Consider the following 23746-nt stretch of genomic DNA (forward strand, 5'->3'; position numbering starts at 1 on the left):
TCATTTCATGGACTCGAAGATGGGCTTGAGGGTAGTGGCCCAGACTTGTGGATTCACATCCCCCACATGGCGATAGCGAATGATGCCCTGACTGTCGATAAAGAAGGTCTCGGGTGCCCCATAGACCCCCAAATCCAGCCCCAGCATGCCATCCGGGTCATACAGGTTGACCTGATAGGGATTGCCAAGCTCGGTCAACCAGCGGATGGCCTTGTCCCGCTCATCCTTGTAGTTCATGCCGACGATGGGGATGCCCTGCTCCGCCAGTTGCTTGAGGTAGGTGTGTTCGCCGTAACAGGTCGGGCACCAGGTAGCCCAGACGTTGAGCAGCATGGGGCGCCCCTTGAGGATGCTGCGATCATGCTGCTTGTTCAGGTCATAGATGTCCTGCAGGGTGAACACGGGCACTTCCTTGTCCACCATCACTGACTCGAGCTTGGTCGGGTCGGAATAGAGCCCTTTGAACAGGAAGACAGCACCCAACAGAAAAATAATGAAGGGGATCAGAAACAGCCAGGTTTTCTTGTTCATGCCTTGGCCTCCTCTTCACGACGGCCAAAACGGTAACGCTTGTCCAGCATGGCCAGCACGCCGCCAATGGCCATGAAGACGCCACCGAACCAGATCCAGCGCACGAAGGGTTTGTAATAAATCCGCACCGCCCAGGCGCCGTTGTCCAGCTGCTCGCCAAGGGCTGCATAGAGATCCCGGGTAAAACCGGCGTCAATCGCCGCTTCCGTCATCGGCATCCGGCTCACTGTGTACATCCGCTTCTCGGGTTTGAGCAGGGCCACCTGCTTGCCATCTTTGTGAACTTCCAGCACACCTTTGAAGCCGTCGTAGTTGGGGCCATTCTTTTCCCGAATGCCGGTGAAAACAAACTCGTAATCGGCAAATTGCACCCTGTCACCGGCCTGCATGCGCAGATCTTTTTCGATGCTGTAGTTCTGGGTACAGGCGATACCTATGATGCTGACGGCCAGCCCCACGTGACCCAGGATCATGGCCCAATGGCTGTTGCCCAGCTTGCGCACCCCGGTGGCAAAGGGGTGCTTGTGGGTGGCGCGTACCCAGGTCTCCTGGATGCTGGTGATGATGATCCAGGTCCCCAGACCAATTCCCACAGCAGCCCAGGGTTTGAACGCCTCGGCCAGCCACAGTGGCAGCAAGATGGCGGCGACCAGACTCAGAACCAGAGCGAGGATCACCTTGTCCTTGAGTTCGCCCAGCCCCTGACGGCGCCAGCGAAACAGCGGGCCAACCCCCATCAGCAGGGCAAACGGAATGATCAGCCAGCTGTAGATATGGTTGAAGAAGGGAGTGCCGATGGAGATGCTGCCAAGTCCCAGCTCCTTGTGCACCAGCGGCAACAGGGTGCCGAGCAACACGGTCAACAGACCCGCCACCAGCATGATGTTGTTGCCGAGCAGCAGGGTCTCGCGACTCCACAGCTCGTGCTTGCCGTGACTCTTCACCTGCGAGCCCTTGAAGGCGAACAGCAGGAGCGAACTGCCGATAACCGCCAGCAGGAAGCCCAGAATGAACAGGCCGCGGGTCGGGTCGGAGGCGAACGCATGCACCGACACCAATACGCCGGAACGCACCAGGAAGGTGCCGAGCAGGCTCAGGGAGAAGGCGGAGAGTGCCAGCAGCACTGTCCAGGCCTTGAAAGTGGCCCGCTTCTCGCTTACCGCCAGCGAGTGCAGCAGGGCAGTACCTGCCAGCCAGGGCATGAAGGAGGCGTTTTCTACCGGATCCCAAAACCACCAGCCACCCCAGCCGAGCTCGTAATAAGCCCACCAGGAGCCAAGCACTATGCCCAAGGTCAGGAAGACCCAGGCCGCCATGGTCCAGGGACGGGACCAGCGCGCCCAGGTGGCGTCGAGACGCCCCGTCATCAGGGAGGCGATGGCAAAGGCAAAGGCGACCGAGAAGCCCACATACCCCATGTAGAGCATGGGCGGATGGAAGATAAGACCCGGATCCTGCAACAAGGGGTTAAGATCGCGGCCATCCACAGGGAAGTAAGGCAGGGTCCGGGTGAAAGGGTCGGAGGTAAAGAGCACGAAGGCGGTGAAACCAACCGAGATAAGCCCCAGAACCCCGAGCACCCGCGCTACCGCATCGAGCGGCAGGCTGCGGCTGAACAGGGCCACCGCTGCCGTCCAGCCTGCCAGCGTCAGTACCCAGAGCAGCAAGGAGCCCTCATGGGCCCCCCAGACGGCAGAGATCCGATACGCCAGCGGCAAGAGGGTGTTGGAGTTGGTGGCCACATACTGCACGGTAAAGTCGTGGTCGATAAAGGCCCAGGTCAGGCACAGAAACGACAGCAACAGCAGCAAAAACTGGGCATAGGCCAGCGGACGGGCGGTCGACATCATGCCAAGGCGCCCCCATTGAGCGCCGAGCAAGGGATAAACCCCCAGCAAGATGGCGGTGGCAAAGGCCAGGATCAGTGAAAACTGCCCTAATTCCGGGATCATTTCAGAGTTCCTTCAGGTTGAGTTACAGCACACACCTGTGCGCGGGTGAGAAACGATGAAAACGGTGAGCGGGCAGCCAGACTCATTGTTTGGCTCCTTTCAACTGCGCCTCGGTATATTCCGGCTTGAAATGCATACCATTGGTGGCATCGGCCACTTCCGGCGGCATGTAGTTTTCATCGTGCTTGGCCAGCACCTCGAACGCCTCCACCGTAGTGGCGTTCTTGAGAGTACCCTGGGCCACTATGCCCTGCCCTTCCCGGAACAAGTCCGGCAGTATGCCGTCAAACTCGACGGTCACCAGATGTCCGCCATTATCCACCAGCTTGAAGGCTACCTTGAGGCTTTGCTGATCTCGCAGCACTGAACCCGGTACCACCAGCCCACCAATACGCAGACGCTGCCCCTCTTCGGGCTTGATCTTGTCCGGTCCCTTGCCTTCTACCAGCTCACTCGGGGTGTAGAAGAGATCGATGTTCTGGCTGAGGGCATAGAGCACCAGGCCGATCACGGCGGCCAAACCGGCACTGATCGCCAGTATGATGGTGAGGCGTTTTTTGCGTCTCGGGTTCATAGGGTGTTCTCCATCTGCTGGGCCGCCTTGCGGCGGGCCTCTCGCTCCTGCTTGCTACGCAACTCGCCAAGCAGGCTGCGGGTTTTTATACGGGTGGAAATGACGATGCCAACCAGGCAGATCAGGGTCAGACCAAAAGAGAGCCAGACATAGAAGGCGTAACCGCCCATCGCCATGAAGTCACTGAAAGAGGCAAAGTGCATGCTTACTTCTCCTGCTTGGCAAGATCGATGACCCAGGGGCGATGCCACTCCCGCATCAAGAGCTCGTTTCGAAAACGCATCAGGGTCAAGGCTCCAAGGAAGGCGGCAAACGCCAGTATCATGATGAGCAGCGGCCACAGCATCTCGGGGGAAATGGAGGGTTTGTCAAACTTGGTGATGCTGGCGCCCTGGTGCAAGGTGTTCCACCACTCCACCGAGTAGTGAATGATGGGCAGGTTGATCACCCCCACCAGTGCCAGAATGCCAGCGGCGCGGCCAGCCACCACCTTGTCGCTGAAAGCGTTGTAGAGAGCAATCACCCCCAGGTAGAGAAACAGCAGGATCAGCTCGGAAGTGAGGCGCGCATCCCATACCCACCAGGTGCCCCACATGGGTTTGCCCCAGGCAGCACCGGTAAACAGCGCAATAAAGGTGAACACGGCACCGACCGGCGCAATGGCCGCCACCGTCATGTCGGCCATTCGCAGTTGCCACACCAGCCCGATAAAGGCGGCCACTGCCATGGTGGAGTAGGCCCCCATGGAGAGAATGGCGGAAGGAACATGGATATAGATGATCCGGAAGGAGTCACCCTGCTGATAGTCGGCCGGTGCAAAGGCCAGCCCCCAGACAGTGCCGATGATAAATGACAGCAGACTTGTCACGGCAAACCAGGGCAGCAAGGTCCCTGCCAGCCCATAGGCTCGCTCGGGTTTAGCGTAAGGGTGCAACCATTTCCACATAGCTCACAAAACCTTTTTGTTATTAATTGTTTGGCGAGGCCTACCATACTGACCTCGGGGTGACATCAAATACCCCGAAAGCAATAAGCGACCCTCTTCTTGATCCATCGCAACATAATTTTTCCACAATGACCCATAAGGATCCCTGTGCTCATGTCCATCGTCAGTTCAGGCTGACCCTGAGCGCCGCCGATACCGCCAGCGGGGTCAGGGTCAAAGCTCCCACCAGCATGGCGGCCAAAATAGCGAGCTGGCCAGCATAGGGCAAGCCCATCCCCGCCGCATCGATGGCAGAGGTGGCAAAAATCAGTACCGGAATATAGAGCGGCAGGATCAGCAAGCTGAGCAGTACGCCCCCCTTGCGCAGCCCCACCGTCAGGGCTACGCCGACGGCCCCGAGCAGACTCAGCACAGGGGTTCCCAGCGCCAGGGTCGCGACCACGGCCAGATAGGAGTTCATGTCCAGTGACAACAGGATGGCAAGCAGCGGTGAGATCAGCAGCAGTGGCAGCCCTGTCAGCAACCAGTGAGCGATCACTTTTGCCAGCGCCAGCAGCCCGAGGGGATGAGGCATCAGCATCATCTGCTCAAGCGCCCCATCGCTGAAATCATCCCGAAACAGCCGCTCAAAGGAAAGCATGGCCGCCAGCAAGGCGGCCACCCATATGATACCGGGGGCTATGCGAGCCAACAGCTTGGGCTCAGGGCCTATGCCGAGGGGAAACAGGGTGATGACGATCAGGAAAAACCAGAGCGGGTTTAAAATGTCGGAGCGCTGGCGCAGAGCCATCAGCAACTCGCGGTGAATAAGCTGGATTACGGCGCGCAACATCAAGCTACTCCTGCAGCAAAGGGGTCAGCGACAGGGTCTTCAACCGTCCCTGCATCAGAGTCATGTCCTGGTGGGTGGTGAGGATCACCATGCCTCCCCGCTCGGCGTGGGCCAGGAAGAGGCGTTCCAGTACCTTGACCCCCTGCTTGTCGATGGCGGTAAAGGGCTCATCCAGGATCCAGAGCGCCGGTTTATCACTGAGCCAAAGCCTTGCCAGTGCCACCCGGCGCTGCTGACCGGCGGAGAGTTGTCCGCTGGGATTGTCCTCGAAACCGGCAAGCCCGACCTGGGCCAGCACTCGCCACAGATCCACCCCGGTTTGGGTCGGATGATGCAGTTTCTGATAGAAGGCGAGATTTTCGAGCGGTGTCAGCGCCGCCTTGACACCGGGCTGATGGCCCAGATAGAGCAGGTTGGCATGATATTCATCGCGACAGTGGCGGATATTTTCGCCATTCCAGCACACTTCACCGGCAAACGGCTGGGACAGACCCGTCAAGAGGCGCAACAGGCTGGTCTTGCCCACGCCATTGGGACCTTCAATCTGCACCAGATCGCAGGGAGCCACCGCAAAGGAGAGGTGTTCAAACAGAGTGCGATCTTCACGCACGCAGCTCAGATTGTTAACTTGAAGCAGCATGAGGATGTAATCAGATGAAAAGAGGCGGCCTGCATATTAACACAGTATTAGAATGCGTCTTTTCAAAGATGCCAATTATCAGCAGGATTTGTGGGGAAGATCCCGCCTTTTCGGCGCGCAAAGCGGGAGATGAAAATCAGGAAGGCGAGCGCCTTCCCGATGATTTATGAGCGGCCTTTTCGCAATGAAATCAAGAGTTCAGCCTCGGCCTTTGGCAATTCGCACTCGTTCATGACCTCGTCGAGGTCGGCACCCAGCTCGACCATCTTGGCGGCACGGCTGTAAAGGCGGCGTTCCGGATCCTGCAGGGTCAGCTCCTGCTGGCGATCGTTGACCTGCTGCATGGCCCCTTCGACCGACTGCAAACGCTGGCCCATGCCGATGGCCCCCGTGTGCAGTTCCATCATCTGCTTGCGCAGACTCTCGAGCTGGCCTTGCAGCGTCTCCACCCTGGCCTCGGACTCTCGTTGGCCACGTCGGCTGCTGATCACCCCGTACAGGGCCAGCACCAACGCCAACAAGGACACCCCCAAGGCAGCTATTTCAATAATCAAAACATCACCTTTCTATCAGAGGGAACCAATATCTTCCCACTCTTCATCGGAGAGCAGCTTGTTCAGATCGACCAGGATCAGCAGTTGACCATCACGGTTGCTGACACCCTGAATGAACTTGGCGCTCTCTTCGGTACCCACCGCAGGGGCGGCATCAATCTCGGAGGAACGCAGATAGACCACCTCGGCCACACTGTCGACCATGATACCAATCACCTGCTTCTCCGCCTCGATGATGACGATGCGCGAGTTCTCGCTCACATCTCCGGAAGGCAGGCCGAAACGGGAACGGGTATCGATAACGGTCACCACATTGCCGCGCAGGTTGATGATACCCAGCACATATTCGGGCGCACCCGGCACAGGGGCGATTTCGGTGTAGCGCAACACCTCCTGCACCTGCATCACGTTGATGCCGTAGGTTTCATTTTCCAGCTGGAAGGTGACCCATTGCAGCACTTCATCTTCGGCCAGATTCTGTGCAATATTGCGCTTTTCTGTCATGTTTTTATTCCTTTTATGAAAACGTCTACTGGTAAAACTAGCAATAAAACAGCACAAGTGCAGAAGTTATCAGCGACCTTCTATGTTGACCCCGCGCTCCAGCAACAGGAGCAATTCCCTGACATGCAGCAGGGCGCACATCTTCTCCTTGACCATGCCAGCCAGCCAAGGGCGTTTACCCTCCTGATGGCGCCATTTGACCTGATCACGATGCAATAACTCCGTGCCTTTCAGATGATGGCAGGCGAGCCCCCAGGGAGATTCACCCAACATGATCAGATACTTGTAATCCGGTATCTCCAGGTGCTGACCCGGCATCACCCACTGCGCGGTATCCACCACGTTCATCTTCTGCTCGCGGGAAGTCATGATGCCACGATACCAGTCGGGCTGACCAAACAGCGACGAGACTTCGCCCATCTGATGGATCCCGCCAAGCTCGGTCAGGGGCACTGCAAAGGTGACGCCAGCAACTTCGAAGAACAGCGCCTGAAATTCCTTGCCGGTATCGATATTTTCCCAGGTCGATGATGCCACCGCTTCTTGAGGCGCCAGCTCTACCGTCGTTTCTGTCATCACCAACGTTGCCGGTTCGACCACCGCCGGGGCCGGCATCTCCTCTGGCCAGACAGGCTCAACTGGCAACAAGGCATCTTCAGCCTCGATCTGCAAGGGCTCGCTGACGACCTCTTCATGGCTCAGGGCATCCATTTCAAACTGCACCTGACCCACCTGGGCGAGCAACTCGCTCAGCTGTTCGAGCCGTTCATCCGCTTCCAGATAGGGTTGAACGACTACCTCGGGAGCAGCCAGAGGCTGGCGTTGCAACAAGATCACGGGCGCAGGTTCAAGCTCTTCTGACGGCTCCGTCAGCAGGACCTCATCCAGCAACAGGGAATGGAAGTAATCATCCATTGCCCTCACTTGAGTAGTGTCTCTCATGATGTCACCTCATGAGCACGTTGACGCTCCTGGGCATCAAGATAGTTGAGCAAAGTCTCATAGGCATAAGTGCCGCGGCTGCTCGGCGAATAAATAGAAGGGGGAATGTGGAGCAAACTGGCATCCCGAAACTTGGTATCGATGGGGATGACGGCGTTCCATACGGCATCGCCATGTTGTTCCTTGATGGACTTCAGGGTCATCAGGGAGGCGCGGGTTCGCTTGTCAAACATGGTGGGGATCACGGTGAAGCGGAACTTCTCCCGCTTGGAGCGTTGCATGATTTCGAAAGTTTTCATCATCCGCTCCAGCCCCTTGAGCGCCAGAAATTCGGTTTGTACCGGTACCAGTATCCGATCACAGGCCGCCAGAGCGTTGACCATCATGACGCCCAACACCGGCGGGCAATCGATGAGCACATAGTCATACTGATCCTGAATACGCAGCAGGGCACGCTTGATCACCAATCCCATCCCTTCCCGGTTTCCCATCACCCGATCCAGGGTAGCCAATGTGATGGAAGCCGGCAGAAGATGGATATTTTCGAATTTGGTTCTCAGCGTCAGTTTATTGACCAGCTCGGCAGTAGGTTTGGCAGCCTGAAACAATTCATAGAGAGTGCCGTCCAGCCGGTCTGAATCAAAGTCGAGATATGCAGTCAAGGAAGCATGGGGGTCAGTGTCAATCAATAGCACCCGCTGTCCGCGCTGAGCCAGAATACCGGCTAACGAGACCACTGTGGTGGTTTTACCGACCCCACCTTTTTGGTTGGCAACCGTCCAAACAATCACTGTATCAATCCTGCCTTGTTGTTATACGTATGCCACCACCTGGCAGAGTGATCACCTTGACCTCGCCTGCCTCGACTGCCTGTTGCACTGCGGGAACCGGCTCCACCGTCACAGGCTTGACGGGAGCGGGGGCGGGTGGCACCCAGGCGAACTTGGAAATAGCGACCACCACCTTGCGATTCTGTAAACGTCCCTGTTCGCTGTCATTCTCGGTAAAGGGAGAAAACTCGCCGTAGGCCTCGTAAGCAAGTCGCTGGGGGGCAACTCCCTTGGCGATGAGAGCCGTGAGCACGGCCTCCGCTCTTGCCGCTGACAACGTCCAGTTGGAACGGAAAATTTCATTATTTATCTGCTGGTTATCTGTGTAGCCTCGCACTCTCACATAGTTATCGACCGGTTTGAGAATACTTGAAAGAGTATTGAGCACAGTCTCGGCATTAGTGCTCATAAAGGCACTGCCACTACCAAACAAGAGTCCAGAGCTCAGCTCTACCGTCAACCAGTTGTCATCCAGCGTGAGCTTGACTACCCCCGCCTCCACCAGTGAGCCCATGTTTTCCTGCAATTGGGTATCTATCGTCGCAAGAGTCGTACCATCTTGCTTGATGGGAACACCAGAAATGGGAGCAATCGAAGGGGAGTCTTGTCTGGCACTCTCCAGCACTGCAGATGTGGCAGAGACCTCGCCGTTCAACAGGGATGTCCCCTGCCCTTCCAGCAAGCCATCGCTGCGTGGCGGCATGACGCTGAAAGCCTGAGTCATGCCATCAATGACGGCGCGATACTTGTCCTTGTTGACCAGCGCCACCGAGTAGAGCACCACGAACAGAGCAAAGATCAGCGTCATATAGTCGGCATAGGAAACCAGCCATCGATCGAGGTGCTCTCGACCTTGCAGGTGCAAACGATAGCGCTTGCGCATGGCTACTCTCCTTTCAGATAAGCCTTCAACCGCCGTTCAACCTGCGGGCCATTTTCGCCGTGAGCAATCGCCATCAAACCTTCCAGCGTCATCTCCTGAAACAGAGCGTAATGATAGTGAAAGGCGCGCAGACGATTGGCAATCGGTAAATAAAAGAGGTTGGCAAAGCCGACCCCATAGATGGTGGCAACAAAGGCAACGGCAATTCCGGCACCAAGAGCAGCGGGATCTTCCAGATTGAACATGGCCTGGATCAGACCTATCACTGCACCTATGATGCCAATGGTCGGACTATATCCCCCCATGGCCTCAAAGACCCTGGCGGAGTGCTCGTTGCGCTCCTGCTCGATATCGATGTCCGCTTCCAGCAACATGCGGATATCCTCTATCGATACCCCGTCCACTATCATGGTGAGGCCCTGACGGGTGAACTCGTCACTCTCCTGATCGGCCTGATTTTCCAGCGCCAACAGTCCCTGCTGGCGGGCAAACACAGCCCATCCCTGCAGCCGCTCGGCTTGATTGAGCAGATCCCAGGCAGGAGGGATCAACATCCAGCGCAACTGCCTGATGGCTTCAAGCAGATACTTGCGCGGTGTCTGCAAAATGACCGCGCCCCAGGTGCCACCCACCACGATGACAAAGGCGGGGCCATCGAGCAGGGTGAGCAGGGTGCCGCCATGCCACAACTGGGCAATGGCAATGGCTCCCAGCGCCAGGATCAGGCCGAACATGCCCATCTTTAGCGACCCAGCTCAACCAGAATACGCTGTGCCACCCGATCCAGCGGCAGTGACTCAGTGGCGATACCCGCCTTGGCAACGGCTTGCGGCATACCATATACGACACAGGACGCTTCATCCTGAGCCCAGATGGTTGACCCCTGTTCCTTGAGCAGGCGAGCGCCATCCCGGCCATCGGCCCCCATGCCGGTCAATACGATGGCAAGCACCTTGTCGGCATAGGTTTTGGCCGCTGAAGCAAAGGTAATATCGACACAAGGTTTGTAGTTGACCTTGTCGTTACCCTCGACAATCCGGATACGGGCACCGACACCACGCCCTTCCAGCAACATCTGTTTGCCACCGGGCGCCAGATAGGCATGACCGGGTTTGAGTACATCACCATCTTCCGCCTCCTTGACCCCGATCTGGCACAGGCCATTGAGACGAGCGGCAAAGGCGGCGGTAAAGGTCGCCGGCATATGCTGGATAAGCAATATGGGGTGAGGAAAATCAGCGGGCAGCTTGGTCAACACATTTTGCAGTGCAACCGGGCCGCCGGTGGAGGTACCGATAGCTACCAGCTGATAAGTCTTGCCACTGCGCTTGAACGCCGCCGCCGGCACACTCCGCTGTGGCTCGGCCTGACGATCACCAGGACGTGACAGCGAACTGCCCAATGGGCTGCGAGCAGCAGGTTCCGGCGCTTTGGCTCGAGCCGGTGCCGCCATCAGGAAGCGCTTGCGCGAAATATCCTTGACCCGTTGTTGCAACAGCCGGATCGCCTCATCCTTGTCACGGGCAATGTCTTCAAATTTCTTGGGCAGAAAGTCGAGAGCACCGGCATCCAGCGCATCGAGCGTGGCCTTGGCCCCTTCATGGGTCAGAGAGGAGAACATAAGGATCGGAGTGGGACACTTGGCCATGATCTCGCGTACGGCGCTGATGCCATCCATCACGGGCATCTCTATGTCCATGGTGATCACATCAGGCCGCAGAGCCAGCGCTTTGTCTACTGCCTCCCGTCCATTCTGGGCCGTGTCTATCACCGTCAGCATGGGATCCTGATTGATGATTTCACTGACCCGGCGGCGGAAGAAGCTCGAATCGTCGACAACTAGTACCTTGACTGCCATTGTTATTTTTCTAACTCCTTGGGCCTGAGCTATCAATGTCTACGCGCATACGCTTTGAGCAGACTCGGCACATCCAGAATGAGTGCGATACCACCATCACTGGTGATAGTGGCCCCGGCCATGCCAGGGGTTCCTTGCAGCAGGTTGTCCAGCGGCTTGATCACCACCTCTTCCTGGCCAATCAGGTTATCCACGACAAAACCTATCTGCTGGGTGCCAATCTGCACTATCACCACATGGCCCGTATCCTGCCGTGATTTCTTGTTCGTCCCTTTCACCAGCCACTTGTGCAGATAAAAGAGCGGAATGGCCTTGTCACGCACTATGATAGTGAGCTGACCATCCACCACGTTGGCCTTTTTGAGGTCCAGATGGAAAATCTCGTTCACACACCCCAGCGGCAAGGCAAACGTCTGTTCACCCACTTCCACCATCAGCGTCGGCAAGATAGCCAGAGTCAAAGGCACCTTGATCTCGAGGCGGGTCCCTTTACCCCAGGTTGAATCGATATAGACGGAGCCATTCAGGCTCACAATGCTGGTTTTCACCACATCCATACCGACACCACGGCCTGAGATATCGGATATCTCTGATTTGGTAGAGAAACCAGGCGCAAAAATCAGGTTGTAGGCATCGTTGTCACTCATACGAGCCGCGCTGTCTGCATCCAGCACACCACGACTGATAGCGATGGACTTGAGCTTCTCCGGATCCATGCCGGCACCATCATCCTCGATACAAAGCAGGATGTGGTCACCCTGCTGGGAGGCACTCAGGGTAATGGTGCCCTGACGTGGCTTGCCCGCTTTTTCACGAACATCCGGCATCTCGACCCCATGGTCACAGGAGTTGCGCACCAAGTGAACCAGCGGATCGGCCAGGGCCTCGACCAGGTTTTTATCCAGGTCAGTCTCTTCCCCGACCATCACCAGCTCAATGTCTTTCTTGAGAGTGCGAGCCAGATCGCGCACGACGCGCGGGAAGCGACCAAATACTTTTTTGATGGGCTGCATGCGGGTTTTCATTACCGCGCCTTGCAGATCGGCCGTCACCACGTCCAGATTGGCAACCGCTTTTGACATATCTTCATCGTTGCTGGCGATGCCGAGGCTCACCAGACGATTACGAACCAGCACCAGCTCACCCACCATGTTCATGATGACGTCCAATGTCTTGGTATCTACCCGAACCGTGGTATCGCTTTGCACTGCATTTTCTGCGGGTGCTGACGGTTGTTTGACGGGGGCTGGGGCCGGTTTTGCGGCAACAGTCGGCGCGGCTGCGGGTTTTGGTGTCGGCGCAGGCGTCGGCTTGGCCGCAGGGGCTGCGCTCACCGGAGCTGCTGGTGTTGGGGCGGCTGCTACCGGTGCTGCAGGTGGCGTGATACTGGTTTTCGGTCCCTGGCCACGACCATGCAGCTCATCAAGCAGACGCTCGAACTCATCGTCATCGATAAGTTCGTCGACTTCTTTTTGTACCGACGTCAAGGGGTTGACCTCGAGGGCGCCGCTATGCTGACCCTGACCATGCAACTGATCGAGCAAGGCTTCGAACTCGTCGTCGGTGATGTCACCGGTGCCGGTCAATATGGAATTGGCAACCGGGGTCGGCGCACCGCCAGCACCATGCAATTCATCGAGCAAACGCTCGAACTCATCGGCAGAGATTTCATCGATGGAGCCGCCACCATTGACGGGCAATGGTGCAGCAACCGCCTCGGGTTCGGAAACCACGACAGCAGTCTCAACCGGTTCTTCCCCCTGGACAGGGGCATTATTGCCAGCGGAGGCAGTCAGCAGCTGCTCTTGCCCCTCGGGCTTGCAGAGCTCATGCAGATCATGCAGGATTTCAGCGGAGGCAGGGCTTGGTGGTTCGCGATTCTGCACCTGGGCGAACATCACATTGATGGCGTCCAGTGCCTGCAAAATGACATCCATCAACTCGGCAGTGACGGTTCGCTTGCCATTGCGCAAGATGTCGAACACGTTTTCGGCACCGTGACAGACGTCTACCAATTCTCCCAGAGAGAGAAAACCGGCGCCGCCTTTAACGGTATGAAAGCCTCGAAATATGGCATTCAACAGATTCTTGTCATCGGGTCGCTTTTCCAAGTCGACCAGTTGTTCGGACAACTGTTCCAATATTTCGGATGCTTCGACCAAAAAGTCTTGCAGTATGTCTTCATCAACTTCGAAGGCCATGCGTCACTCCATTAGAATCCCAGGCTAGACAGCAGATCGTCCACATCATCCTGACCATTGACCACATCGGAACGCGTCTCAGGGTTCATGATGGGGCCTTCGGCTTCAATCCCGCTTACAGGAAGGCGTTGAGATGAATGCTCAGCCGCAGCCTCACCAAACATAGTCAGCATTTCTATTAATTTTGTTTCAACTTCCTGAACCAGCTTGATGACCTTGCGGATCATCTGGCCGGTCAAATCCTGAAAATCTTGCGCCATCAGGATTTCTGTCAGCAGTTGCCGTAATTTATCGGCATCAGATTCAGAAGCCTTAATAAAATCATCCAGTTGGTGACATAAAGACTTAAATTGTCCAACATTCATGTCCCTGCTCATCAGGGCATTCCAGTTGGGCAGAACCAGCTGAATATTGTCATTGAGCCGGTCAGCAATCGGCAGGCTGGCTTCCACCGCATCCATGGTGCGGTTGGCTGCCTTATCAGTCATGTCGATAACGTAGCTGAGACGCTCCCGTGCATCGGGAATATCATGGGTCGCCAGGTCGGGGATCCGCGGATCCAGCCGGAAATCCTGTAGGGAATCATGCAGTTGTCGGGTCAGTTGACCCACTTTGTCAAAGAGAGCGGCGGCATTGGGGGCACATGCATCAGCAATGATGGTATCGGCCTGTTCAAATTCGCCTTGCTCAAGATGGGCAACAAGCATCCTTGCCTGATCGAGCGAAATCATTGCACTCGTTTTGGCCTTCATCCCTGCTGCTCCTTAGCCGATTCGTTCAAAGATTTTGTCGAGTTTCTCTTTGAGCGTTGCAGCGGTGAAAGGCTTGACGATATAGCCATTGACGCCCGCCTGGGCGGCTTCAATGATCTGTTCGCGCTTGGCTTCAGCCGTTACCATCAGCACCGGCAGATGCTTGAGTTTGTCATCGACGCGAATCGCCTTGAGCAAGTCGATACCTTGCATACCGGGCATGTTCCAGTCGGTGACCACGAACTGATAATCACCATTTTTCAACATTGGCAAGGCCGTGTTGCCGTCATCTGCTTCGTGGGTATTGTTAAATCCCAAGTCACGCAGCAAGTTCTTGATAATCCGGCGCATCGTTGAAAAATCGTCAACAATGAGGATTTTCATGTTCTTGTCCAAAATTCCCTCCTAAATAGCCGCCATAGCGGCTCACTTACATGATGCAGATCGCAGGTTTTGTTTTGCGGATTATGCCTTAGAGTTTTGTTTCAGTGTAGCTAGTACAAACACTTATACATGCCAATCTCTTAAACGAGCGCGTAATCTGTGCATCGCCTGACTGTGTATCTGGCTCACACGAGACTCACTTACGTTCAATACCTCGCCTATTTCACGCAAGTTCAGTTCTTCATCGTAGTAAAGGGAGAGCACCAACGCTTCCCGTTCCGGCAAGCGTCCAATGTGTTCGGCAAGAGCACCTTGAAAACGCTCGGCTGCCAGTTCGTCAAAACCACTGTTGCCTCCAGCATCGTCGGGATGACCAATCACATCCTCGCTGACCCCCAGGTCCTCGATACCGATGATCTTGCCGCAGGAGACATCCTGCAGCATGGTGTGATACTCACCGAGACTGACCCCCATCTGGACCGCCACCTCGGTATCGCGGGCATCACGGCCATGCGCTTGTTCAACATTTTCGATGGCTTCGGCGATGGCACGGCTGTTGCGATGCACGGAACGCGGCACCCAGTCGCCCCGCCGAATCTCGTCGAGCATGGAGCCACGAATGCGGATCCCGGCGTAGGTCTCAAAACTGGCGCCCTTGCTGCCGTCAAAATTGCGGGAAGCTTCGAGCAGCCCAATCATACCTGCCTGGATCAGGTCATCCAGCAAGACACTGCTTGGCAGGCGAGCCAATAAATGCTGGGCAATCCGCTTCACCAGTGGAGCATGACGCTCGACCAGCACATAGGAATCCTGATGACGCAAGTACGCTTGGGCTTTATTCACGGGAACCTTCCTGTGCTATGACCGGCTTTTGCAGCAAATTTTCCAGGAAAAATTCGAGATGACCGCCGGGTTGGTTAGGAATGGGCCAGCTTGCCGCCTTGTTGGCGAGGGCGCGAAACGCCAGCGCTGCAGGTGACTTGGGGAAGGCTTCGACAATCAGCTTCTGCTTGCGCACGGCAGCCCGCAAGTTGGTGTCGTAAGGCACGCAGGCCACCAGCTCCAGCGAGGTGTCCAGAAAACGATCGGTTACACGGGTCAGCTTGGCATAGAGCTCCTGCCCTTCGCGCAGGCTGCGCACCATGTTGGCCACCACCTTGAAGCGAAACACGCCGTGATCCTTCGAGAGGATCTTGATCAGCGCATAGGCATCCGTGATGGAGGTAGGCTCGTCGCACACCACTATCATGATGTCCTGAGCGGCGCGAGTGAAACTCAGCACCATCTCGGAAATGCCCGCCGCCGTATCCACCATCAGGATATCGACCTGAGTCTTCATCTCGCTGAAGGCGCGGATAAGCTCGGCATGCTGCACCGGGGAGAGTTCCACCATGGACTGGGTACCTGATGTCGCCGGCACTATCATCATGCCGTAGGGCCCCTCGACTATGATGTCGTCTATGGTGCACTCGCCGGCCAGCACATGGGAGAGGTTGCGGTGTACCCGCAGCCCCAGCATGACGTCAACGTTAGCAAGGCCAAGGTCGGCGTCCAGCACCATCACCCGTTTGCCTTGGGCGGCCATGGCACCCGCCACGTTCAGGGTCACGTTGGTCTTGCCCACGCCACCCTTGCCACCGGAAACGGCGATCACTTTTACTCGATTGTTTTGACGCATTTTGCGCAGACCACTCGCCTGATCCATATGTATGTTACTCATAAAACTCCGAATCTTCGGCCTCGCCAAAGCCTGCCCCCCAGAAATAGGGTTCTTCTGTTTCCTGCTCCAGCGAGCCCATGGCAGCCCCGACGAGCTGCGCCGCATTGGCAACTTGAATATCTTCCGGAACCCTTTGTCCATCAGTGATATAGCTGATGGGCAATGCATTCTGGATACACACGTTAATCACTTCGCCCAGATTCAGACTCTCATCCAATTTGGTAAGTATGCAGCCGCTTAATGGAATACGCCGGAAATGGTCTACCGCCTCCTGCATCACTCGACGCTGGGAAGTGGCTGACATCACCAGGTAGCTGCGGATGCGAACCTTGGCATTCTTGACCAGGGTATCGAGCTGCTCGGTCAGCCGTATATCCCGCTGCCCGACCCCTGCGGTATCGATGAGTACCAGCCGACGATGGCGGAACTGATAAAGCGCATTGGCCAGCTCTTCGGCATCACGCACCTGCCGAACCGGACACCCCATGATGCGACCATAGGTCTGCAACTGTTCATGGGCACCAATCCGGTAGTTGTCCGTGGTGATGAGCGCCACCTGCTCGGCGCCATACTTCATGGCAAACCGTGCCGCCAGTTTGGCGATGGTGGTGGTTTTGCCCACCCCGGTCGGTCCGAGCAGGGCAACCGCCCCACCCTGTCGTAAAATGTCGTCTTCGCTGATCTTGAGCTGGGCGGTCAGCACCTCGGCCAACTGGGCCATGGCCTGATGGATGGACATATCCTCAGGGATAAGGCCCGCCAGCTGATCGGCAAACGCATCATCAAAGCCTATCTTCTTGAGTTCCTTGATGAGCAGGGCCCGCATAGGTTCACGGCGTTCCACTTCCTGCCACATCAGTCCGGAGATCTGGTGCTCCAGCAGCTTGCGAATGCTGGCCATCTCCTTGCGCATCCCTTCCATCTCCTGCTCTCGCGGCGCAGGCTGGGGAGCGCGACCCGGGGTCGCCACTCTGGCTTTGGGCTTGGCGGGCTCGGGCGCCGCTCCCCACTGGCCCTGTTCGGCCAGGGTGCGAGGCGCGGATCCGGCAGCAGCCATCGGGGCCCCACCGTTGAGACCGGCCGGGTTGGATGGATTCAGCTTCTGCTGGCGTGCCAGCAGCGCGGCCAGGGTATCGGCATAGTGTTCGTTCTGTTCCTTGGCCGGGGTGGGCACAGGGCGCGTCATCTGCCGTCCGGCAGACGAGATATTGACGCTCTCATCGTTCAACTGACGGCGAACCGGCGCATCTTTGGGTCCCGGAACCTGGGATTGATAATCGACAGCAGCGACTATCTCCACCCCTCCGGTGACTTTCTTGTTGGACATGATGACGGCATCGGGCCCGAGAGTCTCCTTGACCTCAGCCAGCGCCGTTCTCATATCCTTGGCAAAAAACCGCTTAATCTTCACCCGTCATCTCCGCTAACTAGTTCTGTCCTACCGCACTGACGATGCGGATTTGCTTGTCATCAGGCACTTCCTGATAAGACAGAACGCGTAATCCAGGAATGGCATTCTTGACAAATTTCGCCAGGGTATTGCGCAGTATCCCTGATGTCAGAAGCACGGCCGGTTGGCCTTCCAGTTCTTGTCGTTGAGTGGCTTCCACCAGCGAGCGCTGCATCCGCTCCGCCAGGCCCGGCTCTATGCCAGCGCCATCACCACCCCCTGCCTGCAGGGATTGATGCAATATACGTTCCAATTCTGGCGACAATGTGATCACCGGTAACTCGGGATCCGGGCCGGCAATCTCCTGCACTATCAGGCGGCGCAGGGCGATACGGCAGGCGGCCGTGAGCACTTCCGGGTCCGGGCTGCGCGGGGCATATTCCACCAGGGTCTGCAGGATAGTGCGCATATCACGGATTGGCACGCCTTCATTGAGCAAATTCTGCAATACCTTCACCAGGTTACCCATGCTGATGACCTCGGGAACCAATCCTTCCACCAGTTTGCTCTGGTGCTTCCCTATCATGTCGAGCAGTTGCTGCACCTCGTCATGTCCCAGCAGCAAGGCGGCATGGTTGGAGAGGATCTGGCTCAAGTGGGTAGCGACCACTGTCGCGGTATCCACCACTGTATAACCCAGGGTCTGCGCCTGGGAGACCTGCTCCTTGGCGACCCACACCGCCTCCAGCCCGAAGGCGGGATCCCGGGTGGCAATGCCCTGGATCTGGCCGAACACCTGGCCCGGGTTGATGGCCATCTCCTTATCATGGTAAACATTGGCCTCGCCGGTACTGACCCCCATCAAGGTGATGCGGTATTGATTGGGCGCCAGATCCAGATTGTCCCGAATATGTACGGCAGGAACCAGAAAGCCGAGCTCCTGAGAAAGTTTCTTGCGCACCCCTTTGATCCGGCTGAGCAGTTCACCACCCTGATTGCGATCCACCAGAGGGATGAGCTGATAGCCCACCTCCAGCCCGATAATATCCACCGGCATCACATCGTCCCAGCTCAGCTCTTTCTGCTCATGAGGCTGCTCTGAAGTAGCCGGCATCAGCTCGCCCTTGGCGGCCTTGGCCGCAGCACGTTTCTCACGGCGCAGCAGCCACCAGGCTCCGGTGGCAGAGATGGCTCCCAGACTCAGGAAAGCAAAATGTGGCATGCCGGGAACCAGCCCCATCATCAGCAGGATGCCGGCCGAGATGGTCAGTGCCTTGGGATTGTCAAACAACTGACCCAGTACCGCCGTGCCCATGTCCTGATCCGTATTCTGCCGGGTCACTATGATGGCGGCGGCGATGGAGAGCAGCAGGGAGGGGATCTGAGCAACCAGACCGTCACCAATGGCAAGCAGGGTATATATTTCAGCCGCTTCACCAAAGGTGAGCTGGTGCTGCATCATGCCGATGATGAAACCGCCGATGATGTTGATAAAGAGGATCATGATGCCCGCGATAGCATCCCCTTTCACAAATTTGGAGGCACCGTCCATGGAGCCGTAGAAGTCGGCTTCCTGGGTCACATCCTGACGACGTTTTTTGGCATCTTCCTGGTTGATGAGACCAGCGTTCAAATCCGCGTCGATGGCCATCTGTTTGCCGGGCATGGCATCCAGGGTGAAACGGGCGCTCACCTCTGCGATCCGCCCCGCACCCTTGGTGATGACCACAAAGTTGATGATCATCAGGATCGTAAAGACGATGATACCGACCGCATAGTTGCCGCCGATCACCACGTTGCCGAACGCCTCGATCACATGACCGGCTGCAGCGCTGCCATTATGACCTTCCAGCAAGACCACCCGGGTTGACGCCACGTTGAGCGCCAGGCGCAGCAAGGTAGCGAGCAGCAAAACGGTTGGAAAGGCAGCAAATTCGAGAGGGCGGCGGGTATAGACGGCGACCAGCAAGACCACGATGGAAAGCGCAATATTGAAGGAGAAGAGGACATCCAGCATCAGCGGCGGGATGGGCAGCACGACCATACCAAGAGACGCCAGCACCAGCAGCGGTGTCCCCACCCCCTTGGTCAGCAATCCCCTGTGCTCTTTCAATCGGCCCAATGATGCCTGGAATTTCATCGTTTTTCTCAATCTTAAACTGCTGGTGTCAGATTAAAGCAAACATCAAGCCAACAATTCAATGCATTGATTTTAAATGATTTTATTTTGACTGCGTCAGAAGTTTGTCATTTTCGAAATTCGGGCGGAATGGGCAGATCCTTGGAGATCGGATTGGGGCGCCGGCCGCTGCCACGACGGAATTTTTTGAGCTGATAAATATAAGCCAACACCTGAGCCACGGCGGCAAACAGGCCTTCCGGGATTTCGTGCCCAATCTCGGTGGAGTGAAAGATGGCGCGGGTGAGTGCCGGGGACGGCATGATGGGGATCTTGTACTCCCTGGCTATCTCCCTGATCTTCATTGCGATCTCATCTGTTCCCTTGGCGACTACCTTGGGCGCTGCACCCGGCTTGGCAATGTCGTATTTGAGCGCCACCGAGTAGTGGGTCGGGTTGGTGATGATGACGTCTGCCTTTGGCACATCTCCCATCATGCGTCGCATCGCCATCTGCATCTGCAACTGCCGTATCCGTCCCTTCACCTCGGGTTTACCTTCGCTGTCCTTGAATTCGTCTTTCACTTCCTGCTTGGTCATCTTGAGCTGGCGGGTGTGGTTCCAAGTCTGGAAGGGTACATCTATGGCCACTATGGGGATGAGAGCACAACAGAGGATGATCAGCATCCACAGCAGCAGGTCCAGCGCATCTATGATTCCCCCGGGAAACCCCTCCATGGAGAGGTTGAGCAGATGGTTGAACTGGCTCGACAACATCCACCAGGCAAACAAACTGATGAAGACCACCTTGGCAATGGACTTGACCAGTTCGATCAGGGACTGCACCCCGAACATCCGCTTGATGCCGCTGAGCGGGCTCAGCTTGCTCCACTTTGGCATCATGGCCTCGGAGGAGAAATTCATCCCCCCCAGCAGGGTATTGCCGACGAAAGCCGCTATGGCCACCAGCATGAACAGCAGGCCAAGCGGATAGACAAGCTCCCTTAGCAAGGCCGGCAACATGGCGCCCATGGCGTTGGGATCAAAAGCCTGATCCCGGTCCAGAGTAAAGCCAATGGTGAGGATCTTGACCATGGCGCCGGCCAGACTCTCCTTGACCATCAGCAGACCGAAAACGGCTGCCAGCAGGACGCTGGCGGTACCCAGCTCCTTGGAGCGTGCAATCTGCCCTTTTTCCCGGGCCTGTTGCAGTCGTTTGCCCGTGGGTTGTTCGGTACGTTCCTGATCGGTATCAGCCATCTTGCTGACCTCCGCAACGCCGGACGCAGCTCAGCGGCACTCGCCTCCAGAGGAAGTGAAGCTGTTCGGTATCAAGCCACGCGCAATCAACCATTCTGATCACCGAAGCACTGGACATTAATCAGCTCGCAGCTGGTCTCCTGCACCCGCTCCCACATGGAATCGAAGTGACCGAGAAAACCGCCTATGGTGAGCCAGAGGATGAAGAGACCGGACATCATGCTGACCGCAAAACCGATACTGAAGATATTGAGCTGGGGGGCTGCCCGGGTCATGACACCGAACGCAAAGTTGATGAGCAGCAGCGCGACTATGGCCGACAGCGCCATCACCAGAGAGGCCTGGTACATGATCCCCAGAAAACCGACCAGACTGCGGATGGCAGGCAGGGTGAGCCCGGCATCGGAGACCGGCAAAGTCTCGAAACTCAGCACTACCATGCGCAGCATGATGAGGTGACCATCTACCGCCAGAAACACCAGAGTTGCCAGCATCAGGTAGAACTGGCCTACCACAGGGGCAGACTGGCCATTCATGGGGTCCACCAGGGTCGCAAAGCCCAGACTGGTCTGCATGGCGATGACCTGGCCGGCCATCACGAAGCTCTCCATCAGAAACTGGGTCATCAGGCCGAGGGCAATGCCGATGAGCAGCTGCTGGGTCAACACCAGAAAACTGCCGACGGAGAACAGCTCAACCTTGGGCATGGGAGGCAACAAGGGGGCGATCATGAAGGTCAGTGCCAGCGCCAGCCCGATGCGGATCCGGGCTGGCGTCAGCCGACTGCCAAACACCGCCATCACCATCAAGAGACCGCTCACCCGCGCCAACGGCCAGAGGATGGAAGACAACCACTCCATGATAAGAGCGGTTGTATAGGTCATACTGCCGCCTCGGAAGCCTGCAGACATACCAGCAGCAGTGGGTTGTCAGACGGCAATCCTGGCCGCGTCGTGGAGTGCATCATCCCACCACCTCGGGAATTTGACTCACCATCAGCAGGAAGAAATCCATCAGGCTCTGCAAGCCCCAGTGTGCCCCCGCCCCCAGTGCAAACAGGGTGACGATGAGACGAGGCAGGAAGCTCAAGGTCTGTTCGTTGATGGAGGTAGCGGCCTGAAAGATGGCCACCACCAGACCTATCATCAAACTCGGTAAAATCACGGCGCACACCATGATAGTCACCAGCCAGAGTGCCTCACGGAATACGTCGACAAAGGTTTCCGGACTCATGCTGCTTGCTCCTTGCGTTTGTCCGACTTAACCACCGGCGCCCAGGCCGAAACTGTTGGCCAGAGAGCCCAGTATCAGGTTCCAGCCATCCACCATGACGAACAGCATCAGCTTGAATGGCAGGGAAACCAGCATGGGTGACAGCATCATCATACCCATGGCCATCAGGATACTGGCTACCACCAGATCGATCACCAAGAAGGGCAAAAACAGCATAAAGCCTATCTGGAAGGCGGTCTTCAACTCGCTGGTCACAAACGCCGGGATCAGCACTCGCAGTGGCACCTCGGCGGGTTTATCCACCTGCACGTCGGCGATTTCCATGAAGGTATTGAGATCCTTTATCCGGGTCTGGGAGAGCATGAACTGATGGATGGGCAGTTCGGCCTTCTCCAGTGCCTCCTTGGCCTGAATGGTCTCGGCCAGATAGGGTTGCAGCGCCTCGTCGTTGATACGATCCAGCACGGGGGACATGATGAAAAACGACATGAAGAGGGCAATGCCGATCAACACCTGGTTGGAGGGGCTCTGCTGCAAACCGATCGCCTGGCGCAATATGCCAAGCACTATGATGATGCGGGTAAACGAGGTCATCATGATGACAACCGCAGGCAAGAAAGAGAGCGCCGTCATCAGCGCCAGCACTTGCAGGGTCAGGCTGTATTCCTGACTGCCATCCGCCAGGGTCTTGATGGTCACGGCCGACATGCCATCCTGGGCCAGCGCCAGCGGCGAGAACAGCACCAGCGTTGATAACAGGCCGACCAGCAACCCCATTGGTAACCTCAAGCCGTTAGCTTTTTTCATGTTTGCCCATCAATTTGCCAAGTTGCTGGGAAAACGCCTGGGGCTGGCTCTCGTCCAGCGGCGTATCCAGGCGATAGAGAAAATTGACCTGCTGCGGTGTCACCCCGATCAACAACTGCTGTTCACCCACTTTGACTACCAGCAGCTTCTCCTTGTAACCCACAGGCAGGCTGGCGATGACACGCATCTGACCGCCCCCCATGGCGGTGGCTATCTTGCTCTTCTTGAGCAGAAAGCCCAGCACCAGGATGAGGCCGATCACCATCAGGCTGGAGAGCAACCAGGAGGTGAGGCTGGGAGGATTGGCTCCCGCGCCGGGGCTGGCCAGTGCAGGGAGGGACAACAGCAGTAACAGGAACGCGCGGATCATATTAGTTTCTGGATCCTGTCGGCCTGAGTGATGATGACCTCGGTCAGCGCAATGGTGCTGGTCATTTGAGTTTCTTGATCCTTTCAATCTGGCTGATGACATCGGTCAGACGAATACCAAACTTGTCGTTCACTACCACCACTTCGCCGTGGGCGATCAGGGTGCCATTGACCAGCACGTCCAGCGGCTCACCCGCCACCCGATCCAGCTCCACCACAGAGCCCTGGTTCAGTTGCAGCAAGTTGCGGATGCTGATCTGGCTGCGGCCCACTTCCATGGCGATGGTGACCGGAATATCCAGAATGGTATCGAGTTTGCGCCGCTCCTCGGCACTGATGGGGGCGTCATCGGTGAGCTCCTCAAGGGGAGCGGGTTTGGCTTCGGCAATCACCTGCTCTTCCAGTGCGGCTGCCCAGGCGTCCGCCATCAGATCCTCTTCATCAGTTCCGCTCATCTTGCTTCCTT

The 23746-nt window shown here is 56.9% G+C and carries 28 protein-coding genes; 1 reads left to right on the forward strand and 27 read right to left on the reverse strand.

The annotated features are described in order from the left end of the window. The 7 genes from AC1P02_RS20490 to ccmA form a co-directional block, all read right to left on the reverse strand. A complete protein-coding gene (locus tag AC1P02_RS20490) occupies positions 1-531 on the reverse strand; it encodes a DsbE family thiol:disulfide interchange protein (protein ID WP_005319248.1) in 531 nt (176 codons plus the stop codon). Continuing rightward, positions 528-2483, reverse strand: coding sequence for a heme lyase CcmF/NrfE family subunit (locus AC1P02_RS20495; protein WP_485183178.1), 1956 nt, complete (start codon positions 2481-2483; stop codon positions 528-530). The genes AC1P02_RS20490 and AC1P02_RS20495 overlap by 4 nt, the downstream gene beginning before the upstream one ends. 82 nt (positions 2484-2565) lie before the next feature. Beyond that, positions 2566-3057 carry a cytochrome c maturation protein CcmE gene (ccmE, locus tag AC1P02_RS20500; protein WP_005319256.1) on the reverse strand — a complete coding sequence of 164 codons (492 nt, stop codon included), beginning with the start codon at positions 3055-3057 and terminating at the stop codon, positions 2566-2568. Then, on the reverse strand, positions 3054-3260 hold the full coding sequence (gene ccmD / locus AC1P02_RS20505; RefSeq protein ID WP_058395683.1) for a heme exporter protein CcmD: 207 nt from the start codon (positions 3258-3260) through the stop codon (positions 3054-3056). Before ccmD ends, ccmE begins: the two co-directional genes overlap by 4 nt. A gap of 2 nt (positions 3261-3262) precedes the next feature. Continuing rightward, positions 3263-4003: a heme ABC transporter permease gene (locus AC1P02_RS20510; protein WP_005319261.1), complete on the reverse strand. Its 741-nt coding sequence runs from the start codon at positions 4001-4003 to the stop codon at positions 3263-3265. Positions 4004-4166: 163 nt separating this feature from the next. Then, a complete protein-coding gene (ccmB, locus tag AC1P02_RS20515) occupies positions 4167-4835 on the reverse strand; it encodes a heme exporter protein CcmB (RefSeq protein ID WP_485183181.1) in 669 nt (222 codons plus the stop codon). Positions 4836-4839: 4 nt separating this feature from the next. After that, complete coding sequence (gene ccmA / locus AC1P02_RS20520) at positions 4840-5475, reverse strand: cytochrome c biogenesis heme-transporting ATPase CcmA (RefSeq protein ID WP_485183183.1); 636 nt, start codon at positions 5473-5475, stop codon at positions 4840-4842. 14 nt (positions 5476-5489) lie between these two features. Between ccmA and AC1P02_RS20525 the strand changes: the two genes are divergently transcribed. Continuing rightward, positions 5490-5645: a hypothetical protein gene (locus tag AC1P02_RS20525; protein ID WP_155601922.1), complete on the forward strand. Its 156-nt coding sequence runs from the start codon at positions 5490-5492 to the stop codon at positions 5643-5645. Here the strand turns inward: AC1P02_RS20525 and AC1P02_RS20530 are convergent. The 20 genes from AC1P02_RS20530 to fliN form a co-directional block, all read right to left on the reverse strand. Next, positions 5640-6026, reverse strand: coding sequence for a DUF2802 domain-containing protein (locus tag AC1P02_RS20530; RefSeq protein ID WP_043134707.1), 387 nt, complete (start codon positions 6024-6026; stop codon positions 5640-5642). The two genes, AC1P02_RS20525 and AC1P02_RS20530, sit on opposite strands and share 6 nt — an antisense overlap. A gap of 18 nt (positions 6027-6044) precedes the next feature. Then, positions 6045-6533: a chemotaxis protein CheW gene (locus tag AC1P02_RS20535; protein ID WP_005298836.1), complete on the reverse strand. Its 489-nt coding sequence runs from the start codon at positions 6531-6533 to the stop codon at positions 6045-6047. Between the two features lie 69 nt (positions 6534-6602). After that, positions 6603-7475, reverse strand: coding sequence for a chemotaxis protein CheW (locus AC1P02_RS20540; RefSeq protein WP_485183194.1), 873 nt, complete (start codon positions 7473-7475; stop codon positions 6603-6605). Continuing rightward, complete coding sequence (locus AC1P02_RS20545) at positions 7472-8266, reverse strand: ParA family protein (RefSeq protein WP_011898511.1); 795 nt, start codon at positions 8264-8266, stop codon at positions 7472-7474. Before AC1P02_RS20545 ends, AC1P02_RS20540 begins: the two co-directional genes overlap by 4 nt. 4 nt (positions 8267-8270) lie before the next feature. Continuing rightward, positions 8271-9188, reverse strand: coding sequence for an OmpA family protein (locus AC1P02_RS20550; protein ID WP_485183197.1), 918 nt, complete (start codon positions 9186-9188; stop codon positions 8271-8273). A gap of 2 nt (positions 9189-9190) precedes the next feature. Then, positions 9191-9928 carry a flagellar motor protein gene (locus tag AC1P02_RS20555; protein WP_034524367.1) on the reverse strand — a complete coding sequence of 246 codons (738 nt, stop codon included), beginning with the start codon at positions 9926-9928 and terminating at the stop codon, positions 9191-9193. A 2-nt stretch (positions 9929-9930) separates the two neighbouring features. After that, positions 9931-11046 carry a protein-glutamate methylesterase/protein-glutamine glutaminase gene (locus AC1P02_RS20560; protein ID WP_021140838.1) on the reverse strand — a complete coding sequence of 372 codons (1116 nt, stop codon included), beginning with the start codon at positions 11044-11046 and terminating at the stop codon, positions 9931-9933. Positions 11047-11078: 32 nt separating this feature from the next. Continuing rightward, a complete protein-coding gene (locus tag AC1P02_RS20565) occupies positions 11079-13247 on the reverse strand; it encodes a chemotaxis protein CheA (RefSeq protein WP_485183199.1) in 2169 nt (722 codons plus the stop codon). 11 nt (positions 13248-13258) lie between these two features. Then, on the reverse strand, positions 13259-13999 hold the full coding sequence (locus AC1P02_RS20570; RefSeq protein ID WP_005319293.1) for a protein phosphatase CheZ: 741 nt from the start codon (positions 13997-13999) through the stop codon (positions 13259-13261). Positions 14000-14011: 12 nt separating this feature from the next. After that, a complete protein-coding gene (cheY, locus tag AC1P02_RS20575; RefSeq protein WP_425267348.1) occupies positions 14012-14383 on the reverse strand; it encodes a chemotaxis response regulator CheY in 372 nt (123 codons plus the stop codon). A gap of 123 nt (positions 14384-14506) precedes the next feature. Beyond that, the gene (locus AC1P02_RS20580) at positions 14507-15226 is read right to left on the reverse strand and encodes an RNA polymerase sigma factor FliA (protein ID WP_005319297.1); all 720 of its coding nucleotides are present in this window, start codon (positions 15224-15226) and stop codon (positions 14507-14509) included. Next, positions 15219-16103, reverse strand: a complete 885-nt coding sequence (locus AC1P02_RS20585; RefSeq protein WP_034523505.1) for a MinD/ParA family protein — start codon at positions 16101-16103, stop codon at positions 15219-15221. Before AC1P02_RS20585 ends, AC1P02_RS20580 begins: the two co-directional genes overlap by 8 nt. Then, positions 16096-17514, reverse strand: a complete 1419-nt coding sequence (gene flhF, locus AC1P02_RS20590) for a flagellar biosynthesis GTPase FlhF (RefSeq protein WP_021138444.1) — start codon at positions 17512-17514, stop codon at positions 16096-16098. The genes AC1P02_RS20585 and flhF overlap by 8 nt, the downstream gene beginning before the upstream one ends. Before the next feature lie 16 nt (positions 17515-17530). Next, positions 17531-19633 (reverse strand): flagellar biosynthesis protein FlhA, encoded by a 2103-nt coding sequence (gene flhA, locus AC1P02_RS20595; protein ID WP_042468828.1) that lies wholly within the window; start codon positions 19631-19633, stop codon positions 17531-17533. Positions 19634-19740: 107 nt separating this feature from the next. Beyond that, on the reverse strand, positions 19741-20871 hold the full coding sequence (flhB, locus tag AC1P02_RS20600) for a flagellar biosynthesis protein FlhB (RefSeq protein WP_485183203.1): 1131 nt from the start codon (positions 20869-20871) through the stop codon (positions 19741-19743). A gap of 86 nt (positions 20872-20957) precedes the next feature. After that, positions 20958-21755: a flagellar biosynthetic protein FliR gene (gene fliR, locus AC1P02_RS20605; protein WP_005319307.1), complete on the reverse strand. Its 798-nt coding sequence runs from the start codon at positions 21753-21755 to the stop codon at positions 20958-20960. Between the two features lie 79 nt (positions 21756-21834). Further along, on the reverse strand, positions 21835-22104 hold the full coding sequence (gene fliQ, locus AC1P02_RS20610) for a flagellar biosynthesis protein FliQ (protein ID WP_005319310.1): 270 nt from the start codon (positions 22102-22104) through the stop codon (positions 21835-21837). Between the two features lie 27 nt (positions 22105-22131). After that, on the reverse strand, positions 22132-22911 hold the full coding sequence (gene fliP / locus AC1P02_RS20615; protein WP_265452649.1) for a flagellar type III secretion system pore protein FliP: 780 nt from the start codon (positions 22909-22911) through the stop codon (positions 22132-22134). Next, the gene (fliO, locus tag AC1P02_RS20620; RefSeq protein ID WP_087755272.1) at positions 22898-23281 is read right to left on the reverse strand and encodes a flagellar biosynthetic protein FliO; all 384 of its coding nucleotides are present in this window, start codon (positions 23279-23281) and stop codon (positions 22898-22900) included. The genes fliP and fliO overlap by 14 nt, the downstream gene beginning before the upstream one ends. Positions 23282-23342: 61 nt before the next feature. Then, positions 23343-23735 carry a flagellar motor switch protein FliN gene (gene fliN, locus AC1P02_RS20625; protein ID WP_017412373.1) on the reverse strand — a complete coding sequence of 131 codons (393 nt, stop codon included), beginning with the start codon at positions 23733-23735 and terminating at the stop codon, positions 23343-23345. Between the last annotated feature and the right edge of the window lie 11 nt (positions 23736-23746).

It is taken from the genome of Aeromonas sp. TS_SC_11, assembly GCF_057318915.1.

Bases quoted from the DNA above. Each gene is read 5' to 3' on its own strand.
- AC1P02_RS20570 (WP_005319293.1), bottom strand. From the start codon at position 13,999: ATGAAGGCCAAAACGAGTGCAATGATTTCGCTCGATCAGGCAAGGATG.
- ccmD (WP_058395683.1), bottom strand. From the start codon at position 3,260: ATGCACTTTGCCTCTTTCAGTGACTTCATGGCGATGGGCGGTTACGCC.
- fliP (WP_265452649.1), bottom strand. From the start codon at position 22,911: ATGAAAAAAGCTAACGGCTTGAGGTTACCAATGGGGTTGCTGGTCGGC.
- AC1P02_RS20525 (WP_155601922.1), top strand. From the start codon at position 5,490: ATGAAAAGAGGCGGCCTGCATATTAACACAGTATTAGAATGCGTCTTT.
- AC1P02_RS20535 (WP_005298836.1), bottom strand. From the start codon at position 6,533: ATGACAGAAAAGCGCAATATTGCACAGAATCTGGCCGAAGATGAAGTG.
- AC1P02_RS20560 (WP_021140838.1), bottom strand. From the start codon at position 11,046: ATGGCAGTCAAGGTACTAGTTGTCGACGATTCGAGCTTCTTCCGCCGC.
- flhB (WP_485183203.1), bottom strand. From the start codon at position 20,871: ATGGCTGATACCGATCAGGAACGTACCGAACAACCCACGGGCAAACGA.
- ccmE (WP_005319256.1), bottom strand. From the start codon at position 3,057: ATGAACCCGAGACGCAAAAAACGCCTCACCATCATACTGGCGATCAGT.
- ccmA (WP_485183183.1), bottom strand. From the start codon at position 5,475: ATGCTGCTTCAAGTTAACAATCTGAGCTGCGTGCGTGAAGATCGCACT.
- ccmB (WP_485183181.1), bottom strand. From the start codon at position 4,835: ATGTTGCGCGCCGTAATCCAGCTTATTCACCGCGAGTTGCTGATGGCT.
- AC1P02_RS20555 (WP_034524367.1), bottom strand. From the start codon at position 9,928: ATGGGCATGTTCGGCCTGATCCTGGCGCTGGGAGCCATTGCCATTGCC.
- AC1P02_RS20495 (WP_485183178.1), bottom strand. From the start codon at position 2,483: ATGATCCCGGAATTAGGGCAGTTTTCACTGATCCTGGCCTTTGCCACC.
- cheY (WP_425267348.1), bottom strand. From the start codon at position 14,383: ATGAAAATCCTCATTGTTGACGATTTTTCAACGATGCGCCGGATTATC.
- AC1P02_RS20565 (WP_485183199.1), bottom strand. From the start codon at position 13,247: ATGGCCTTCGAAGTTGATGAAGACATACTGCAAGACTTTTTGGTCGAA.
- fliO (WP_087755272.1), bottom strand. From the start codon at position 23,281: ATGATCCGCGCGTTCCTGTTACTGCTGTTGTCCCTCCCTGCACTGGCC.
- AC1P02_RS20510 (WP_005319261.1), bottom strand. From the start codon at position 4,003: ATGTGGAAATGGTTGCACCCTTACGCTAAACCCGAGCGAGCCTATGGG.
- AC1P02_RS20490 (WP_005319248.1), bottom strand. From the start codon at position 531: ATGAACAAGAAAACCTGGCTGTTTCTGATCCCCTTCATTATTTTTCTG.
- fliN (WP_017412373.1), bottom strand. From the start codon at position 23,735: ATGAGCGGAACTGATGAAGAGGATCTGATGGCGGACGCCTGGGCAGCC.
- flhA (WP_042468828.1), bottom strand. From the start codon at position 19,633: ATGAAATTCCAGGCATCATTGGGCCGATTGAAAGAGCACAGGGGATTG.
- AC1P02_RS20550 (WP_485183197.1), bottom strand. From the start codon at position 9,188: ATGCGCAAGCGCTATCGTTTGCACCTGCAAGGTCGAGAGCACCTCGAT.
- fliR (WP_005319307.1), bottom strand. From the start codon at position 21,755: ATGACCTATACAACCGCTCTTATCATGGAGTGGTTGTCTTCCATCCTC.
- fliQ (WP_005319310.1), bottom strand. From the start codon at position 22,104: ATGAGTCCGGAAACCTTTGTCGACGTATTCCGTGAGGCACTCTGGCTG.
- AC1P02_RS20585 (WP_034523505.1), bottom strand. From the start codon at position 16,103: ATGAGTAACATACATATGGATCAGGCGAGTGGTCTGCGCAAAATGCGT.
- AC1P02_RS20540 (WP_485183194.1), bottom strand. From the start codon at position 7,475: ATGAGAGACACTACTCAAGTGAGGGCAATGGATGATTACTTCCATTCC.